We start from the raw sequence: 18,124 nt of genomic DNA on the forward strand, positions 1-18,124 counted from the left end.
ACACAAAAATATTGCATACAGCACCATTAACCCTCTGTAAAAATCTATTTTTAAATAAATAAAAACGAAATCAAAAATGAATATAGCACCAAACATACTAAACGCGGTCAATGAATGGTTAACACCAACATTTGACCAAGAAACGCAAGCAGCAGTTAAAGAATTAATGACCACTTCTCCAAAAGAACTGGAAGAGAGTTTTTACAAAAACTTAGAATTCGGAACTGGAGGAATGCGTGGTGTTATGGGCGTTGGTGATAATAGAATCAACAAATATACGCTTGGAAAAAATACTCAGGGATTATCTGACTACCTGCACAAAGTTTTTCCAAACGAGCCTTTAAAAGTGGTTATTGCTTACGATTGTCGCCATAACAGTAATACTTTAGCAAAAGTGGTTGCTGATGTTTTCTCAGCAAACGGAATTCAAGTGTATTTGTTCTCTGATTTGAGACCAACACCAGAATTATCTTTTGCACTTAAATATTTAAAATGCCAGTGTGGAATTGTTTTAACAGCTTCTCATAATCCGCCAGAATACAACGGATACAAAGTTTACTGGCAAGACGGAGGACAAATTGTTCCTCCACAAGACAAAGAAATTGTCAATGTAATTGAAAGCTTAGGTTACGACAAAATTAAATTCAATGCAAACGAAAGTTTGATTGAGTACATTGATACAGAACTTGACAAAGCATTTATAAAATCATCTATCGAAAACGCAAGTTTTAATACTCCGGCTGAAGCCAAAGACAATCTTCATATTGTGTTTACTTCACTGCATGGAACTTCTATAAAATCAATTCCAGATGTTTTATCGCAAGCTGGATATAAAAATGTTCATATTGTTCCTGAGCAAGCTGTTCCAGACGGAGATTTCCCTACAGTAAAATCGCCAAATCCAGAAGAACCAGAAGCTTTGACTATGGCTTTGGCTTTGGCAGACAAAACAAATTCTGACATTGTAGTAGGAACAGATCCTGACTGCGACCGATTGGGAGTTGCTGTTCGTAACAACGATGGCAAAATGATTTTATTGAACGGAAATCAGACTATGGTTTTAATGACTTCTTTCTTATTGAAACAATGGAAAAAAGCAGGTAAACTAAACGGAAAACAATTCGTAGGTTCAACAATTGTTTCTACTCCAATGATGATGGAATTGGCGTCAAGTTATGGTGTTGAATGCAAAGTAGGATTGACTGGTTTTAAATGGATCGCAAAAATGATCAAAGATTTTCCTGAGCTTGAATTTATCGGTGGTGGTGAAGAAAGTTTCGGATTTATGGTTGGCGATGCCGTTAGAGACAAAGATGCTGTTGCCGCTACCTTATTAATATGCGAAGTTGCCGCTCAGGCAAAAGCTGCAGGAAGTTCTGTTTATAAAGAACTTTTACAGCTTTATGTTGAAAATGGCTTCTACAAAGAATTCTTAGTTTCTTTAACTAAAAAAGGAATGGAAGGTTTACAAGAAATCAACCAAATGATGATCGATTTACGCGAAAATCCTTTAAAAGAAATTAACGGACAAAGAGTTATTATGGTTGAAGATTATCAATCATCTATTGCTTTGAATTTATTAGACGGTTCAGAATCGACAATGGAAATTCCAAAATCGAATGTATTGATTTATTATACAGAAGATGGATCAAAAATTTGCGCTAGACCTAGTGGAACTGAACCTAAAATTAAATTCTATATCAGTGTAAATGCTGCAATTGAATCGGCTTCTGATTTTGATGAAGCAGAGAAATTCTTAGACAACAAAATTAAAAATATCATTGCAGACATGCAGTTAAATTAAACCTGCATTTTTCAATTAATACAATTTTGCAAATTGCATGCAGAATTACAAGTTCGATATCTTTGAACTCTGGTTTACAATCTTGAAAGTAAATCAGAGTTTTTTTTATAAAAAAAACTAAAAAGAAATTGAAAACACCTCAATTGGATTAATTTTGTGCATTGAAAATTACATGCTCAAAATAAATACTAAAACCCAAAAGAGCTGACCAACCAAAAGAAAATAACATCAAGAAAAATAAATGAGTAATTTCAAAAAAATAGTTCCTTTTATATATCCGTATAAAAAATACGCATTCTTAAATATCTTTTTCAATGTTTTGTATGCGCTTTTCAGCACACTTTCGTTTGTGGCTTTAATTCCTATGCTTCAGGTATTATTTGAAAAAGGAAAAAGAGTAGAAATAGAGCCCGTTTACGAAGGCATTTTTAAAATAAAAGAATATGCCGAAAACTATTTGGCTTACTACATTACCACTGCACAAAAAAACCACGAACCCGGTTATGTTTTGTCGGTAATGGTTGCCATTATCATTTCGATCTTTTTACTTAAAAACTTAGCCGATTATTTGGCGATGTTTTTTATCAATTTCCTTAGAAACGGAGTGTTAAAGGATATGCGAAATGCTTTGTACAAAAAAACATTAGAACTTCCTTTAGCATTTTATTCTGAAAAAAGAAAAGGAGACGTAATTTCTAGAATTTCAGCTGACGTAAACGAGGTTCAAAACTCTTTCTTGGCCATCTTGGAGCTTATTGTAAAAGAACCTTTAACGATTATCTTTACCATAACCACGATGCTTATCATTAGTGCTAAGCTGACTTTGTTTGTTTTCATTTTTATTCCTGTTTCTGGATATATTATTTCATTGATCGGAAAACAGCTTAAAAAACAATCAACCAAAGCCCAAGAAGAGCAAGGAAGGTTCCTTTCTACTATCGAAGAAACAATTGGAGGATTGAAAGTTGTAAAAGGATATAATTCAGAAAATTACTTTAATAAAGTTTTTCAAAACTCGACAGAGCGCTTTTTCACTTTATCAAATAGTATTGGAAACCGCCAAAACTTAGCTTCTCCTGCAAGTGAATTTATGGGAATTACCGTAATTGCCATTTTGCTTTGGTACGGCGGTCAGATGGTTTTGATTGACAAAACACTACAAGGCGCTGCATTTATTGCTTACATGGGATTAGCTTACAACATTCTAACTCCTGCAAAAGCCATTTCTAAAGCTTCGTATGGAGTAAAAAGAGGAAATGCCGCAGCAGAACGTGTTCTTGAAATTTTAGAGCAAGAAAACACTATCGTTTCTAAAGAAAATGCTATTGAAAAAACTTCTTTTGATGACAATATCAGTGTTCAAAATGTAAACTTTAAATACGAAGAAGAAACAGTTTTAAAAGACTTCTCTCTTCAAATAAAAAAAGGACAAACTGTTGCTCTTGTTGGACAATCTGGAAGCGGAAAAAGTACAATAGCAAATTTATTGACTCGCTTTTACGATGTTAACGATGGCTCTATTTCTATTGACGGAATTAACATTAAGGACATGAATCTGCAGTCTCTTCGAAGTCTGATGGGATTGGTAACGCAAGACAGCATTTTATTTAATGACACCATTAAAGCAAATATCGCTTTAGGAAAATTAGACGCTACTGATGACGAGATTATCGAAGCACTTAAAATTGCGAATGCTTATGAGTTTGTAAAGGATCTTCCGCAAGGAATCTACACGAATATAGGTGACAGTGGAAACAAGCTTTCGGGAGGACAAAAACAGCGTTTATCTATTGCTCGTGCCGTATTGAAAAATCCGCCGATTATGATTTTAGATGAAGCAACATCGGCTTTGGATACAGAAAGTGAAAAATTTGTTCAGGTAGCATTAGAAAACATGATGCAGAACAGAACGTCAATTGTAATTGCACACCGACTTTCGACTATTCAGAAAGCAGATGTGATTGTCGTAATGCAAAAAGGAAAAATCGTTGAACAGGGAACTCACGAAGAATTAATTGCCCACAACGGAACTTACAATAAACTGGTAACCATGCAGTCTTTCGAATCGTAAGAACACATCAAACACCAGATTAATTTACACAGATTAAGGAAATATTAAAACTCAGTTTAATTTCTTTAATCTGTGTTTATTTTTATAACTTTAGGTTGATTAAGAACAAAACTTGTAACTCTGCCCAAAATGTATCTTAAAAACCCCAACATAAAACTTCCAGATGACTCTGATACTATTGTGTGGAAATATCTTGATTTATCTAAATTTCTAGACCTTTTACTTTCTAAAAAACTATTCATGTCTCGTTCCGACAAGTTTGAAGATCAATACGAAGGCACCTTTAGCGAACCGACTTACGAAGAAATTAAAAAACTAGCGGCAGATAATCCTGAATTTTTAAATTACTACAAAACACATCGTGAAAAAGTAGCCATTAGCAGCTGGCATATCAATGAATATGAATCTTTTGCCATGTGGCAGATTTTCACAAAAAATAACGAAGGCTTAGCTATTCAATCTACAATTGGAAGGTTGCAAAAAGCAGTAAAACCAGAAAACAATTTCGACCAGTTTATTGGTGAAGTAAATTACATCGATTATAAAAAAGAATATATTCCGTTTGATGATTTATTCTTTCCGTTTTTATTTAAAAGAAAAAGTTTTCAATACGAGAGAGAAGTCCGCATTCTGAGTGATACGTCCAAAAGCGACATCAAATTAAACGACGGATTAAAGATCAACGTCGACATCAACCAATTAATCGAAAAAATATACATTCACCCAAAATCTGAAAACTGGTATAAAAAACTGGTAATTGAATTGGTTGAACGTTTAGGATTTGGTTTCGAAATTGAGAAATCTGATCTTGAAAGCGATATATTAATTTAAAGATACTAAGGTTCTGAGATGCTAAGATTCTAAGTTTTTTTTTGCCACAGATTAAAAGGATGAGAAAGATTTTTTTTTCCCGTTTCTGATTTGATTATGTTCCGTAGGAACATTTCATCGGTAGAAAAAATTATATTGTTTTGGTTAATTACGTTCCGTAGGAACGTTTGATTTAGACATTTTTTTGACAATCCAACACATCAAATGTTCCTACGGAACGTAAATTGATTTGTCATCATTTTTCTACCGACCAGACATTCCTACGGAATGACGGCTTGATGTATAAAAATAAAAAACGTTGTTTTCATTAATAAAAGCAATTTAAAAAAGAGAGGCTGTTTCAACTTATTGAAACAGCCTCTCTTTTTATAAATCTTTTTAATCCTTTAATCTGTGGCAAGAAAAAAACTTAGAATCTTAGCATCTCAGAACCTTAGATAGGTTTATAACTCTTCACTTCCCATTTTTTAGAAGCCAAATCTATATAGTTGTAGTGCAACACATCATTTTTATCAAACTGTCCGTTTTGGTTAGTGTCTTCGATTGTTCTAAAATACAGACGGTTTTTAGATTCTATCAAACTCCAATCTACCAATTCTTCCAAATCGGCTGAAACTTTTGTAAAATTTTCACCGCTGATATCGCTTAAGTACAAAGTTTTAATATCGCTTGTATCAATTTTCCCGTCTTTATTAGTATCCGAATCTGTTAATGTATAAACCATAACATTATTATGCGTTTTATCTGCAACGGTTTTCAGAAAAGTAGCCGTTAAAATTAGAACTGGTTTATCTGATAAAGGTCGGATAGAATCTGAATCAACTTTTTGGAATTTTAAATTCTGAAGATATCCTGTAATTTCATATTCACCTAAATTAGAAATCGTAAAACTTACATCATTAACGCTCGAAGAACCAAATCTTGCCTTAGATCCTCTTTCAAAAACCCTTAAATCTCCAACTGGATGAATTAAATAATTGGTTCCTTCCATTTGAATTGGCAAATCGGCGATTTCAATCTGGGTCGTATCGGTTTTAGTAATGCTCACTTTATTTGAAGCACCGTAACTTACTTTTGGTTTTTGAACTTCTTCTCGGCAGCTTATGACTGTTCCGATAAGTATAAGGGCGATATATTTAAAATACTTTTTCATCTACAATGATTATATACGATTATCAAATATACTATTTTTGATTGTATTTTTTGTTTTTATTGAATTTTATAACCGATCACGGAGCAGATTAAAGCCTCGCATTAATCTTAACGTTAAAAACCCTCGAAGTCATATAATTTGGAATCGCATATTGATTTTTTGAATACACATCACGAACCCAAGTATTTGTAATCGCATTTTGATTATTAAAGAGATTAAAAATTTCTAACCCCAAAGACAATTCTTTAAAGTTTTTTAGCCAGCCTGTTTTTGTGTTCTGCGTACTGCTGTCTACAAAGACTTTTGCAAAACCAATATCTGCCCTTCTATAATCATTTAATCTATTTTGATACAAGTATGGATCTGTGTAAGCTGGCGCACCGCCTGGCAAGCCTGTATTGTAGACTAAATTTAAATACACTTTCACACTTGGAATGTTCGGCATATAATCCTGAAACAACATCCCAAATTTTAATCTCTGATCTGTCGGACGGGCAATATATCCTTTGTTTTCGTAATTTTCTTCCGTGTTCATGTATCCAAAACTTATCCAAGATTCGGTTCCTGGTACAAATTCGCCGTTTAATCTAAAATCTAAACCTTGCGCATATGCTTTTGCATTGTTATTGGCAACATAACGAATACGAACATTATCAATAGAATACACGTTTACATCTGAAAGTGATTTATAATAAAGTTCCGTCACCCATTTAAAGGGGCGATTCCACATTTTAAAATTATAGTCGTTACCCAAAACAACATGAATCGCTTCTTGTGCTTTTACATTCGGATTTACGACGCCGTCCAGATCTCGAAGTTCCCTATAAAATGGCGGTTGATGGTACAATCCTCCAGAAATTCTAAAAACCATATCGCGATCCCAATCTGGTTTTATTGCAAATTGCGCCCGCGGACTTACCACAAATTGTGTTTTTCCTTCTTCTATTGCTCCCGAAACATTCCATCCTTGAAAACGCGCTCCTAAATGATACCAAATCTGACTTGAACCAATTTCCGATTGTTTATTCCACTGCGCATAACCAGAAAATCTATTTATGGTATTAAAATTTGTAGCACGAATATCTTGATACGGCAAAAGTGGCCCAGTGTAAGGAGCATAGGGCTGATTATTTTTTGGAAGAATAAGCAACGGCGGATTTATAGAAAATCCAGCAGAATCGATTACCTCCCATTCTACTACTCGATCTCGAATGGACTCTCTAGTATATTTTAAACCAAATTCTAACTGGCTTTCTTTCCAGTTCTGAATTCCTTTCAGTTCAATATTTGCAATTAAAGCATCCAAATCGTTACGGGCATGATTTAGCTGAGAACCAATTCCGCGCGTAAAATCAATAGCAGAAGCATTTTCTGGATCTTCAGCGTTTACGCTTCCTAAACGATATTGCGCCAAAATATCAAAATGCTCCTTTTCTGTAGTATGAAATAAAGAACCAATTAATTTTAAAGTAAGTGTAGAAGATGCTTTATAAGTAGTTTTAAGAGCCCCAAAATAAGTATCGTATTGATCTTTTTCTTGCCCGTCATAATATACTGAAAGCGCCATTGGCTGGTCTGCTGTACCAAAATTAGTTTGACGCACCAAAGGTTCATACGAATATTTATTTTGAGAAATATTTCCTAAAAAGCTCATTTGCCACTTTTCAGAAATATCGTAATTGATATTCGTTTGAATGTCGGCAAAAGTCGGTTTGTAATTAGTCTCTGTATCTTGGCTGTTTACCAAAAGGCTATTATTTCTATAACGCACTCCAGTTACCGCTGACCATTTTTTGTTTTTTGAAACTAAATCGACCGCGGCACTTCCTCCTAGAAAACTGGCTTCAAAAGCAGCACCAAATTGCGTTGGCTTTCTATAAGTAATATCTAAAACAGAAGACAATTTATCTCCAAACTTGGCTTGAAATCCACCAGCAGAAAATTCAACATTCTGAACCAAATCTGTATTCGTAAAACTTAAGCCTTCTTGTTGTCCCGAACGAATTAAAAACGGACGATAAACTTCTACTTCATTCACATAAACTAGATTTTCATCATAATTTCCGCCTCGCACCATATATTGCGAACTCAACTCGTTATTGGAATTAACACCAGGAAGCGTTTTCAAAATATTTTCGATTCCGGCATTTGCGCCTGGAATTTTCTTTATGGTTTCTGCATCAACAGAGGTAATTCCTTGAACTCGCTTTCTATTTCCAGAAGAAACAAAAACCTCTCCCATTTGCTCCTCAGAATTATTCATAATCGGATTAAAAACAAAAACTTCATTTGTTTTCAAACTAACGGTTAGACTCATCATTTTTAATGAAACGTGAGTAAAAATCAAAGAAACTTTTTTGTTTGAAGGAATTAAGATTTCATAAAACCCATTCGAATCTGACTGAACAAAAGTATTCTGCCAGGAGACATTCACGCCCGAAACAGGATGTTTCTCTGCATCTAAAATCAGCCCTTTAATACGAGCGTTTTGAGCTAATGCAATACAGCTGAAAAATAAAAAGAGAAAAGCGAATGTAAACCTATTTTGACTCAAAGATTTTGGGTTTTATTTTTTTTGACTTCTAAAAAAACGAGTTTCAAAGATAGTAGTATTTCCTACATTATCAACTACCTCAATTTTTAAAACGTTTTCTCCTTCTGCCAAATACTGATCATCAAAAGTATGAGTAATTCTTCTGGCTTTATTCTCATATTCAAACAAAACCCAACTTCCGTTTAAATATCCATTGTAAGACTTAATTCCCGACAAAGCATCGCCTATTGTAAAGTCAATTTTCTTTTGATCGCTAATCCATTTTCCTTCAACTGGTTTTGCAATTTTTATCACTGGCCCAATTGTATCCAAAACCAAACCATATGCACCTAATATTTTTGCCTTGGCAGTAAAAACGTCTCCTTTTCTAATGGTTCCATTATAACTTGTTCCTTTGCCAATATACAGCTTGTCTCGCAATGATTCTGGATAAGTATCGTCTTTTATCGTAATTGTAAAATTAGAATGCACCGGAACCGTATCGTCATGAATAAAAACTTTGTTATTTCTAACATCAAAATTCATATTAAAATCATCATAGAAAGTTCCTGCTGGAAAGAAAACCGACATATTATCTTTCTCAAAGTTGGCATCTCTGTTATACTTAATAAAATATTTTCCGTTAACTGGCTCCGCTTCTACAAGTGGCGTCGCGGTATCAAACTCAATTGGAATGGTCACCGAATTCATGTTTCCAAAATAATCTGAGACTTCGATTTTGTAATTTGAAGTTAAATTAGGTTCTGCTTTTACAATACCACGAAGAGAATCTGTTTTTATAATGCTTAAAGCAAAAGGCGTTTTCATAAAAAGCTTTTGCACGCGCTGTCCAGATTTTTTATAACGAGAATAATCTATCAGAGCATTGATGTAACGCATTTCATCAAAAGAATAGGTATTAAATTGATAATTATAATTCTGATTTCCGTTTAAAAAAGTCGAAACATTAAAAACGCCATTTTTGTTATGCGAGACATCATCGGTATCTACCGCATTAATTCCGAAACCTATTTTTCCATTAGCTTTTACTTTAGAAGCTAAATAAGTTCCATCTTTTTGAAGCACCATATTAACCAACAAAGGCTGTTTTGAAAGATTTACTGTACCATTATCCAAAGGATAGGCATATAAACTTGACAAAGTAGGCTTTTTGGTATCTTTTAAATTTTGGTCAAAGCCAAAGAATATCGGATTGATGACAAACTCCGTTTTAGTATCTCTTATTTCAAAATGAAGATGCGGACCTTCAGAGGAACCTGTATTTCCAGAAAGGCCAATTATGTCTCCTTTTGCAACCGGAAGTTCATCTGGTTTTGGAAACATTTCAATTTCATACGCCTTTTCTTTATAATGTGTTTTTGTTACATAATCTAAAATGGCACCCGTTGGCGTTTGCAAATGCCCATAAACAGAAGTATAACCATTTGGATGCGTGATGTAAATACATTTTCCGTTTCCAAAAGTTGAAATTTTGATTCTCGAAACATATCCATCGGCAATAGCATGCACAGTTAATCCTTCTCTCTGATTGGTTTTCAAATCAAAACCAGCATGAAAATGATTAGGCCTTAACTCTCCAAAATTGCCAGAAAGCTGCATCGGAATATCTAATGGAGGACGAAAATAGTCTTTAGGATATTGCGTTTGAGCAAATATAAAATTACAAATCAAAAGGGTAAAGGCAGAAAATCTCATAAGCAACATTTTTGCTAAGATAAAGAAAAATAGACCAATAAAAGCAAGAAAAAACCTATAATTTCACAATTAATTGAATTACATATATTTATCTATTTTAATGTAAAAAAATCGATAAAAAATTGCATTAATAAAAAGGAATATTAACTTTGTAGGATTAAGTAATGAATAGGATGTATAATGAGTGTAATTGCAGAAATAATTGATACTCTTGAATATAAAGCCCAAAAGCTTTTTGAGAAATCAAAAGGTTTGGAGCAAAACAATCAAGTATTACGATTAGAATTAGCCAAAGCTGCGCAAATTATCCAGAAACAATCTGAGGAAATGGAAGCTTTGAAAAAGCAAAATGAAACACTTAAAATAGCCAATTCGTTACTTGGCAGCGACAATAACAAGAGAGAGACAAAGCTTAAAATAAATTCATTAATTCGCGAAATTGATTACTGTATAGCACAACTATCAGATTAATAATATGGACGGAAAGCTTAGAATTAAAATATCAATTGCAGACCGCGTTTATCCGCTTACGGTTGAACCTAGTCAGGAAGAAGGGCTTAGAAGTGCTTCTAAAAAAATTGATGCTATGATAAAGCAGTTCGAAGAAAATTACGCGGTTCGTGACAAACAAGATGTTCTAGCCATGTGTGCATTACAATTTGCATCGCAAGTAGAACAAAAACAAATTGACAACGCAATCGATGGAGAAGAAACCATCGAAAGAATTAAAAGATTAAATTCGCTTTTAGATCAATATCTCGAAAAATAAACGTTCTTTACAGAAACTAAGATACTGCCTACATTAGTTCACAATTGGTAAACTCAACACTAACAATTTAGAATGAGCAAATCGTCGCTACTATAGTATGCCCTCCATTTGGCTGGGAAACTTGAACAGTGAGTTAGCTCAAAACTTGTCTTTACGAGTTTATACAAGCAATTAATGTAGGCTTTTTTTATATATAAACCCTAACAAACATGGACATCATAACGATCATCATTGGTATTGTAGGTATTGCAGCAGGATTTGCAATAGCTAAAATTATCGAGAAAAGTAATATTTCAAACCTAATTAAAAACGCTAAAAAAGAAGCAGCTTCTATCTTAAAAGACGCTAATTTAGAAGCCGAAAATATCAAAAAAGATAAAATTCTTCAAGCAAAAGAACGTTTTATCGAATTGAAATCAGAACACGAACAAGTTATTTTAGCACGTGATAAAAAAGTGGCTGAAGTAGAAAAACGTGTACGCGATAAAGAATCTCAAGTTTCTAATGAACTTTCTAAAGCTAAAAAAGTTAACGACGACTTTGAGGCTAAAACTGCCGAATACAACAATAAAATCGAGGTTTTAGACAAAAAACAAGCTGAAGTTGACAAACTTCATAAAAGTCAATTACAACAATTAGAAGTAATTTCTGGTCTTTCTGCTGAAGAAGCAAAAGAGCAATTGGTAGAAGGTTTAAAAGCTGAAGCTAAAACGAAAGCAATGTCTCATATTCAAGAAACTATTGAAGAGGCAAAATTAACTGCACAGCAGGAAGCTAAAAAAATCATTATCAACACTATTCAAAGAGTTGGAACTGAAGAAGCAGTTGAAAACTGTGTTTCTGTTTTCAACATTGAATCTGACGATGTAAAAGGACGTATTATTGGTCGTGAAGGACGTAACATTAGAGCTCTTGAAGCTGCAACTGGAGTTGAAATCATTGTTGATGATACACCAGAAGCAATTATCCTTTCTTGTTTTGATCCTGTTCGTAGAGAAATTGCTCGTTTGTCTTTACACAAATTGGTAACTGACGGACGTATTCACCCAGCACGTATCGAAGAAGTTGTAGCTAAAACAGCCAAACAAATTGATGACGAAATTATTGAAGTTGGAAAACGTACCGTAATCGACTTAGGAATTCACGGTTTACACCCAGAATTAATTAAAGTGGTGGGTAGAATGAAATACCGTTCTTCTTACGGACAAAACTTATTACAACACTCAAGAGAGGTTTCTAAACTTTGCGGTATCATGGCTGCAGAATTAGGATTAAACGTAAAACTAGCTAAAAGAGCTGGTTTATTACACGATATCGGAAAAGTGCCAGATACAGAAAGTGATTTACCACATGCACTTTTAGGTATGCAATGGGCTGAGAAATACGGTGAAAAAGAAGAAGTTTGCAACGCAATTGGAGCGCACCACGATGAGATTGAAATGAAATCTTTGTTATCTCCAATCATTCAAGTTTGTGATGCCATTTCTGGAGCTAGACCAGGTGCAAGACGTCAGGTTCTTGATTCTTACATCCAGCGTCTTAAAGATCTTGAAGATGTTGCTTACGGATTCAGCGGAGTTAAAAATGCTTATGCAATTCAAGCTGGTAGAGAACTTCGTGTAATTGTAGAAAGTGAAAAAGTTTCTGACGACAATGCAGCAAACTTATCTTTTGAAATTTCACAAAAAATTCAAACAGAAATGACTTATCCTGGACAAGTAAAAGTTACAGTTATTAGAGAAACAAGAGCTGTAAATATTGCTAAATAATCTTAGGAACATAAATAAAAATAAAGGCTGTCAATTGACAGCCTTTATTTTTTTATCTCTATTTAAGTTTTACATATCATTAAAAACGATTTTAAAGCTAGTTCCTACTCCTACTTCACTTTCCACTTCAACCGTTCCTTTCATAGCCTCAATTTGATTTCTTGTAATATACAATCCGATACCTCGAGCTTCTTCGTGTTTATGAAAGGTTTTATACATTCCGAATATTAAATCGCCATAAACCTTCAAATCGATTCCTAGACCGTTATCTGAAATCTTAAGCGATTTAAAGCCTTCTGGCTCTATTGCAAAATCAAAAGTAATTATCGGATCACGATCAGGATGTGCATATTTAATTGCATTTGTTGTAAAATTCAGCAAAACACTTTCCATATACGCAGGATTAAAATTAACCGTGAGATACTTCGGAACGTTGTTTATAATCGTTACTTTTCGCTGTTTATCATAACCTTTAATAGTCGAAATTGTCTTCTCGATATACTCACAAAGCTTTAACGGAACGACTGCAATATTAATATTGCTTTGCGTTTTTACAATTTGGGTAAGATTTGAAATAGTTTCATTGAGATCGTTAGAAACGGCTCGCAAATATTCCAGCATTTCAGCTACAGTTTGCTTACTAACATCAGCATCGATAAGATCTAAAATCGATTTTATGTTCCCGGCCTGTGTATTTAAATTGTGCGAAACAATATGCGAAAAATTCAATAAACGACTGTTTTGATCACTATACAGTTTCATCGTTTTTAAAAGTTCCAGCTCTTTTTCTTTTTGCGCCGACACATCTGTATGAGTTCCAATTACACGCAGAGGCTTTCCATTTTCATCCCGTTTAATCACTTTTCCCCGATCCAAAATCCATTTGTAATTTCCACTGGAAGTCATTACACGATGATAATTTTCGTAAAACGGAATCTTATTATCAAAATGTTCATGAATGTCGGAGTAATATTTTGGAAGATCATCAGGATGAACGATTTTATCCCAACGTTCTGGATCATCAAAAATATCGGTAGATTCCAGTTCTAAAATTTTAAGAGACAGAGATGAATAAAAAACACTATTGGTAACCATATCCCAGTCCCAAATTCCAACAGTAGAAGCATCAAGAGCAAATTGAAAACGTTCTTCAGAAATCTTAAGTTTCTCTTCTTTATCTTTCAGTTCCGTAATATCCGAAACATGTCCATAGAAAATTACATTTCCATTTGAAGAAGATTCTGTTTTAGAGGAAACCCTAAACCAGCGCATTCCTTTTTTTGGAAGAACAGCTCTAAACTCAATTTCCCAAGGTTTTATTTCTTTTCTAGCTTTGACTAAAGACTGAAAAAAAAGCTCACGATCCTGTGGTATAATTCGATCGTAAACTATAAACTTTATATCATTATTAAAATCCACTGCAGAAAGTTCAAATATTTCGTCGGCCGATTTACTTACAAGTGGAAAGGTGTAATTATTATCAGCATCAATAACAAACTGAAAAAGCAGGTCGGGCATTTCGGCCAACAATTTTTTATAAAAATTATTTACCTCCAAGCAATCGTCATTTCCATATAAATCAAAAACCATATACTACTTTTTTATGTAAATAAGATATTCAAAAACTTACTCAAGTGAAGTAAAACAAAAACATCATATTTCACTGTATTTAATTCACTTTAACGCAAATTTTTAACACAATATATAAATTTTCAAAACAAAAAACGCACAATGCAATAAAAAATTATTTTCTCGGATGAAAACTATGCATAACCTCTTTTAAAAAACTGCGATCCAGATGAACATAAATTTCTGTTGTTGTAATAGATTCATGCCCTAACATTAATTGAATTGATCTTAAATCTGCACCATTTTCAAGCAGATGTGTAGCAAACGAATGGCGTAATGTATGCGGACTTATATTCTTCTTCAACCCCATTTTTTGTGCAAGATCTTTAATGATAGTAAAGACCATCGCGCGTGTTAACTGATTTCCTCTTCGATTCAAAAATAAAGTATCTTCTGCTCCTTTTTTAATATTGAGATTACAACGAATTGCATTTCTATAAATATCAATATATTTCTGAGTTAATGATCCTATCGGAACAAACCTTTCTTTGTTTCCTTTACCCGTAATTTTAATAAAGCCTTCATCAAAAAACAGATCTGATATTTTTAGCGAAATCAACTCAGAAACACGAAGTCCACAGCCATAAAGAGTTTCCAGCATGGCGCGGTTTCGCTCGCCTTCGTTGGTGCTTAAATCGATGTTTTCAATCAAAGCGTCAATTTCCTGAAGCGATAAAGTATCAGGTAATTTACGGCCTGTTTTGGGGGCTTCAATTAATTCTAAAGGATTATCATTTCGATAATCTTCAAAAACCAGATAATTGAAGAAACTTTTGAGTCCAGAAATTATCCTTGCCTGTGATCTCGGATTTACTTCTTTGGCAACCGAATAAATAAATTGCTGTAATGTTTCATCCGAAATTTTTATCGGCGAAACATCAATTTGATTGGTTTCTAAAAAAAGACACAAACGTTCGATATCAAAGCCGTAATTTTCGATTGTATTTTTAGACAAACCTCTCTCAATCCTCAAGTACGACTGATAATCCTTTATATATCTACTCCAATTCATATTTACAAAGTAAGTAATTTTTTGGCATAAAAAAACCTTCCATTATTCGGAAGGTTTTTAAAATATTTTAAAATTCAGATTAGAATTTATAAGCTAAAGAAAGCTGTAAGTTGCTATTTTTTGCGCTATCATAATATTCTTCTGAATCATCAATATCCCTATCAGAAATAGGAGACAAACCGATAGTATAACGAAGTCCCACAGAGAAGTTATCAGTGAAGCTATATCCGGCTCCTAAATTAAAACCAAAATCTGTTGATCTTGTATAATCTTTAAAGTCTTCACCATCTGCCTTAGCCGATACTAAAATACCTAGTTGAGGCCCCGCTTCTACATTAAATTTTTTATCTACAATGTAGTATTTTGCTAGCACAGGAATGTTTATATAGTTTAATTTGATATCTCCATCACTTCCAAAAGGTCCATCAAATTTAGCTCCTTGTGTAGAGAATAAAAGCTCTGGCTGAATATAAAACTTTTCAACTATGTGAATCTCAGCTAAACCTCCAACGTGAAATCCAACTAATGTTTTATTATCGTCTATATCTCCACCAACGATATTTGAAAGATTAAGACCTCCTTTTATTCCAAATCTTGTTTCCTGAGCATTTGAGAATGCAAAAGCCATAATTGCAATGGCAGATAAAATAATTTTTTTCATTCTAATTTGTTTTGGGTTAAATTAATTACATCAAATATAAAAATATTCTTCATAAATCTATATTAGGTTTTTAACAAATAAAATAGTAAATATTACAGTAATTGTTAATTTTGAATTAAGCCAATTTAAATTAGAATTTCCATAATACAAAAAGCCTCTTCATTTTAGCGAAGAGGCTTTTAAAAAACACTTGATTAACTAAATACTTAGAAGTGTAAAGCGAAACCAACGTTGAATTGGAAAACATCTTTATAGTCATTCAAACCAATATTATAACGTAGACCTGGTTCAACAGAAACATTTTTTCCAAGAAACCAAGCATAGCCACCTTGTAAACCAACAAAAGAAGGGTTTTCATCATAACCTTTTATACTAGCTCCAGTATAAGAAGCCTCTAAAGGAAATTTATTTAATAAATAATACTTTGCCCCTACTTTATAAGAAAATGCATTGTCACTGTGTCCAAAATCATTATAGCCAAGACCAACTTTAACTGCTAGATTATCAGCTACAAAATATCCTCCTTCTGCTCCTAATCCCCAAGTAGTTTCTCCATCAACACTCGATAATGAGAATCCTGTATTACCTACATTAGTAGCTCCAAAAGAAGTATTAGTTTCAATTAACCATTTTCCTTTTGCTGTTTGTTCTTGAGCATTTGCCCATCCGAAAGTCAATACTGCAATAGCAGCTAAAACAATTTTTTTCATAATTTTTAAAATATTATTTGATTTAATATTTAGCAAAACTAAGATTAGACTTACAAAACATACTCCACTATAAGCTTAAAAAGTATTAAAATAAGACAAAAATGAAATCGATATAGACTAATTGAAAATCAAAGCTTTGAAAGAAAAAAAGAGGTTTTTCAAATATAAAAAAGCAGTTTGAGTGGGAATTTTAGTAATTATTTAATCCAAATTATAATGCAATAAAATGCTAAATATGTAGTTTTGAACTTTAAATAACATTTTAAAATACCAATTTTTAAAAACCTTTTTATGAAGAAAATACTTTTAGTAGCTGTTATGTTTATTGCAACATCAGCAGCAGTAAACGCACAATTTGTACAAATCGGGGTAAAAGCAGGAGCTAACTTTGCTAACCAAACTGGAGGTTCAGACTTTAATGGAATCTCTGTTGATAAAGAAGGTATTACAAGTTACCACGCAGGTCTTGTAGCAGAACTTAAATTATTAGAAAAATTCTCAATTCAGCCAGAGCTTTTATATTCTACTCAAGGAGCTACGTATAAAAATGCTATTTCAGAATTTAAAAATGAGATGGGATATATTGCTATTCCTGTAATGGCAAAAATCTATATGACTAAGTCTCTTAGTTTAGAACTTGGTCCACAGGCATCGTTCCTTGTTAGCAATAAAAAAGAATTTGACGCTGCAGATCCAAAAACATTCGATTTTTCTCTTAACGCAGGTTTAGGATTAAAAGTTGTTGGAGGTCTTTTTGTTCAAGCTCGTTACGGAATTGGTCTTACTGAGATTTCAGAAGAAGCTGATTTTAAAAACTCTGTATTCCAACTTTCTGCTGGATACATGTTCTAAAAAAAATATATCACATACTTTTACAAAAACCGCTCTATTTATTAGTGCGGTTTTTTTTATTTTTACACAGCTCAATGACAATTGCAAAAATCAATAGCAATGTCAATATCTCAAAACAAAACATACACATATGAAAATCTGCATTATCAACGGACCCAACTTGAATCTTTTAGGAAAACGCGAACCTGAAGTTTATGGAAGCCAAACCTTTGAAGATTATTTTGAAACGTTGAAACAAAAATTCCCAAACATTGAACTTTCATATTATCAAAGTAATATTGAAGGCGAGCTGATTGGTAAAATTCAAGAATGCGGTTTTAGTTATGATGGAATTATTCTAAATGCAGGCGCATATACGCATACTTCTATTGGTTTGGGAGATGCGATTAAAGCCGTTACAACTCCTGTAATAGAAGTTCATATTTCTAATACTTACGCTAGAGAAAGTTTTAGACATCAGTCGTATTTATCCGGAAATGCCAAAGGCGTTATTCTCGGATTTGGTTTAAAAAGTTACGAATTAGCGATTCAGTCGTTTTTATAATTTTTTTAAATAAATGTGATCTTGAGCGAAGTCTAAGACTACTGGAAACCAGATGAGGCTTCGACTTCGC

15 protein-coding genes are annotated in these 18,124 nt (G+C 33.3%); 8 read left to right on the plus strand and 7 right to left on the minus strand.

What is annotated here, in order from left to right; translation table 11 throughout:
- The first annotated feature begins 76 nt into the window (after window positions 1–76).
- The 3 genes from AC3Y25_RS19635 (at window position 77) to AC3Y25_RS19645 (ending at window position 4,706) form a co-directional block, all read left to right on the plus strand.
- A complete protein-coding gene (locus AC3Y25_RS19635; protein ID WP_489903907.1) occupies window positions 77–1,804 on the plus strand; it encodes a phospho-sugar mutase in 1,728 nt (575 codons plus the stop codon).
- 241 nt (window positions 1,805–2,045) lie between these two features.
- Window positions 2,046–3,875: an ABC transporter ATP-binding protein gene (locus tag AC3Y25_RS19640; protein WP_489903908.1), complete on the plus strand. Its 1,830-nt coding sequence runs from the start codon at window positions 2,046–2,048 to the stop codon at window positions 3,873–3,875.
- A gap of 129 nt (window positions 3,876–4,004) precedes the next feature.
- Window positions 4,005–4,706 (plus strand): hypothetical protein, encoded by a 702-nt coding sequence (locus AC3Y25_RS19645; protein ID WP_095929503.1) that lies wholly within the window; start codon window positions 4,005–4,007, stop codon window positions 4,704–4,706.
- Between the two features lie 433 nt (window positions 4,707–5,139).
- On the opposite strand, the gene AC3Y25_RS19650 is transcribed toward AC3Y25_RS19645, so the two are convergent.
- The 3 genes from AC3Y25_RS19650 to AC3Y25_RS19660 all read right to left on the minus strand — a co-directional run bounded on the left by AC3Y25_RS19650 (window position 5,140) and on the right by AC3Y25_RS19660 (window position 10,108).
- Window positions 5,140–5,859, minus strand: a complete 720-nt coding sequence (locus AC3Y25_RS19650; RefSeq protein ID WP_427875075.1) for a CREC-EF hand family protein — start codon at window positions 5,857–5,859, stop codon at window positions 5,140–5,142.
- 88 nt (window positions 5,860–5,947) lie between these two features.
- A complete protein-coding gene (locus AC3Y25_RS19655; RefSeq protein ID WP_489903909.1) occupies window positions 5,948–8,413 on the minus strand; it encodes a TonB-dependent receptor plug domain-containing protein in 2,466 nt (821 codons plus the stop codon).
- 12 nt (window positions 8,414–8,425) lie between these two features.
- Window positions 8,426–10,108: a M23 family metallopeptidase gene (locus AC3Y25_RS19660; protein ID WP_427875077.1), complete on the minus strand. Its 1,683-nt coding sequence runs from the start codon at window positions 10,106–10,108 to the stop codon at window positions 8,426–8,428.
- Between the two features lie 180 nt (window positions 10,109–10,288).
- Between AC3Y25_RS19660 and AC3Y25_RS19665 the strand changes: the two genes are divergently transcribed.
- From AC3Y25_RS19665 to rny, 3 genes are all read left to right on the plus strand, one after another.
- Entirely contained in the window at window positions 10,289–10,579 is a 291-nt protein-coding gene (locus AC3Y25_RS19665) for a hypothetical protein (protein WP_095929500.1), read from the plus strand.
- A 4-nt stretch (window positions 10,580–10,583) separates the two neighbouring features.
- Complete coding sequence (locus AC3Y25_RS19670; RefSeq protein ID WP_250837260.1) at window positions 10,584–10,877, plus strand: cell division protein ZapA; 294 nt, start codon at window positions 10,584–10,586, stop codon at window positions 10,875–10,877.
- A 209-nt stretch (window positions 10,878–11,086) separates the two neighbouring features.
- Window positions 11,087–12,646 carry a ribonuclease Y gene (gene rny, locus AC3Y25_RS19675; RefSeq protein WP_091497308.1) on the plus strand — a complete coding sequence of 520 codons (1,560 nt, stop codon included), beginning with the start codon at window positions 11,087–11,089 and terminating at the stop codon, window positions 12,644–12,646.
- Window positions 12,647–12,715: 69 nt separating this feature from the next.
- Here the strand turns inward: rny and AC3Y25_RS19680 are convergent, their stop codons facing one another.
- The 4 genes from AC3Y25_RS19680 to AC3Y25_RS19695 all read right to left on the minus strand — a co-directional run bounded on the left by AC3Y25_RS19680 (window position 12,716) and on the right by AC3Y25_RS19695 (window position 16,658).
- Window positions 12,716–14,236, minus strand: coding sequence for a PAS domain-containing sensor histidine kinase (locus tag AC3Y25_RS19680; protein WP_489903910.1), 1,521 nt, complete (start codon window positions 14,234–14,236; stop codon window positions 12,716–12,718).
- A gap of 154 nt (window positions 14,237–14,390) precedes the next feature.
- Window positions 14,391–15,287 (minus strand): site-specific tyrosine recombinase XerD, encoded by an 897-nt coding sequence (gene xerD, locus AC3Y25_RS19685; RefSeq protein ID WP_320493163.1) that lies wholly within the window; start codon window positions 15,285–15,287, stop codon window positions 14,391–14,393.
- A gap of 79 nt (window positions 15,288–15,366) precedes the next feature.
- A complete protein-coding gene (locus tag AC3Y25_RS19690) occupies window positions 15,367–15,948 on the minus strand; it encodes a porin family protein (protein WP_427875080.1) in 582 nt (193 codons plus the stop codon).
- 206 nt (window positions 15,949–16,154) lie between these two features.
- A complete protein-coding gene (locus AC3Y25_RS19695) occupies window positions 16,155–16,658 on the minus strand; it encodes a hypothetical protein (RefSeq protein ID WP_095929495.1) in 504 nt (167 codons plus the stop codon).
- Between the two features lie 291 nt (window positions 16,659–16,949).
- Between AC3Y25_RS19695 and AC3Y25_RS19700 the strand changes: the two genes are divergently transcribed.
- The gene (locus AC3Y25_RS19700) at window positions 16,950–17,510 is read left to right on the plus strand and encodes a porin family protein (protein WP_489903911.1); all 561 of its coding nucleotides are present in this window, start codon (window positions 16,950–16,952) and stop codon (window positions 17,508–17,510) included.
- A gap of 130 nt (window positions 17,511–17,640) precedes the next feature.
- Window positions 17,641–18,054, plus strand: coding sequence for a type II 3-dehydroquinate dehydratase (gene aroQ / locus AC3Y25_RS19705; protein WP_489903912.1), 414 nt, complete (start codon window positions 17,641–17,643; stop codon window positions 18,052–18,054).
- Window positions 18,055–18,124 lie beyond the last annotated feature (70 nt).

It is taken from the genome of Flavobacterium sp. LK-23 (assembly GCF_058135255.1).

Coding starts and splice junctions, on each gene's coding strand:
- AC3Y25_RS19635 (WP_489903907.1), top strand. CDS start 77: ATGAATATAGCACCAAACATACTAAACGCGGTCAATGAATGGTTAACA.
- AC3Y25_RS19640 (WP_489903908.1), top strand. CDS start 2,046: ATGAGTAATTTCAAAAAAATAGTTCCTTTTATATATCCGTATAAAAAA.
- AC3Y25_RS19645 (WP_095929503.1), top strand. CDS start 4,005: ATGTATCTTAAAAACCCCAACATAAAACTTCCAGATGACTCTGATACT.
- AC3Y25_RS19650 (WP_427875075.1), bottom strand. CDS start 5,859: ATGAAAAAGTATTTTAAATATATCGCCCTTATACTTATCGGAACAGTC.
- AC3Y25_RS19660 (WP_427875077.1), bottom strand. CDS start 10,108: ATGAGATTTTCTGCCTTTACCCTTTTGATTTGTAATTTTATATTTGCT.
- AC3Y25_RS19665 (WP_095929500.1), top strand. CDS start 10,289: ATGAGTGTAATTGCAGAAATAATTGATACTCTTGAATATAAAGCCCAA.
- AC3Y25_RS19670 (WP_250837260.1), top strand. CDS start 10,584: ATGGACGGAAAGCTTAGAATTAAAATATCAATTGCAGACCGCGTTTAT.
- rny (WP_091497308.1), top strand. CDS start 11,087: ATGGACATCATAACGATCATCATTGGTATTGTAGGTATTGCAGCAGGA.
- AC3Y25_RS19680 (WP_489903910.1), bottom strand. CDS start 14,236: ATGGTTTTTGATTTATATGGAAATGACGATTGCTTGGAGGTAAATAAT.
- xerD (WP_320493163.1), bottom strand. CDS start 15,287: ATGAATTGGAGTAGATATATAAAGGATTATCAGTCGTACTTGAGGATT.
- AC3Y25_RS19690 (WP_427875080.1), bottom strand. CDS start 15,948: ATGAAAAAAATTATTTTATCTGCCATTGCAATTATGGCTTTTGCATTC.
- AC3Y25_RS19695 (WP_095929495.1), bottom strand. CDS start 16,658: ATGAAAAAAATTGTTTTAGCTGCTATTGCAGTATTGACTTTCGGATGG.
- AC3Y25_RS19700 (WP_489903911.1), top strand. CDS start 16,950: ATGAAGAAAATACTTTTAGTAGCTGTTATGTTTATTGCAACATCAGCA.
- aroQ (WP_489903912.1), top strand. CDS start 17,641: ATGAAAATCTGCATTATCAACGGACCCAACTTGAATCTTTTAGGAAAA.